Annotated in this window: 1 protein-coding gene; it reads right to left on the reverse strand. The window is 50.7% G+C overall.

Annotation, left to right across the window (positions count from 1 at the left end; all coding sequences use genetic code 11):
* The coding region (locus tag ACUCV3_RS27300; protein WP_010335983.1) for a cold-shock protein at positions 1-205 on the reverse strand (205 nt) is incomplete at its 3' end.
* Between the last annotated feature and the right edge of the window lie 757 nt (positions 206-962).

Raw genomic sequence — 962 nt, forward strand, 5'->3', positions numbered from 1 at the left:
AAGCAGTCTCAAGGTTCACAGCAGACTGTTTGCCCCTCCGATCTGCTTCGACTTCGTAACTCAGGCGCTGATCCTTATGCAGCGTTATCATTCCCGCGCGCTCGACAGCAGAAATATGGACGAAGCTGTCCGGTCCGCCATCTTCGGGCGCTAGGAAGCCATAGCCCTTGTCAGCATTGAAGAATTTTACGGTGCCGATAGGCATGAGTGTTTCCTTTCACGAAAACAGAGAATCCACCCGCGAAATTGCAGGCGAAGCTGATAGCGCAAGAAAGGAAGCGGCACCCAAATGGGGGAGAGCTCCGTCGCAGGCGACGTTAAGCATCAACAAAAACACGGTATAATTGAAAAATGTCAATCCTAAAATCAATTTCGCTACAGAAGTGAAATGAAATTTTTACTAAAAATGAAATTGCAACCTCTAATATTATCGATTTTTATATATAGATATGAATTACATGCGTTATTTTATAGCCAAGTGCGAAAGTGTGGTCGACGCGTTTATAATAGTTCGCATCTCCGTTCAATTTGGTGACCATTTTTGCACTCATGCTCAGCGCGGCCGGTTTTGGATGGTCAAAAAGCGGCAGTTGAAGTGCCCGTATGGTTGGCGCCGTGGAAGGCTCGTTTGCGATCTCCGCATGTCCGGAATCAACGATCCGGCCCTCAGGACCGGACGGTCGGGAAAGTCCCATAGCTTGCTGTTACCGGCCCTACTGAAACCCATGCCAGATCTGTAAAAGTAACCCCGCCGGAGAAATCTCAACGGCGGGGCCATAGTTCAGGGAGATGCCGCTCCGAGGGGGGGAGGGGAGAGACAGTCACGATATGGTGTGCATCGATGACTTTACAATGACGATGCCTTCTGCCGCTTGTCGGCATCCTCGACCGTCCAGAACATGGGATTGCGCATCCAGTCGTTGATGGCGGATTCCCGCCAGCCCATGCAGCGCGTGGCGATA

The sequence above is a fragment of the Sphingobium sp. VMM genome, from assembly GCF_056790315.1.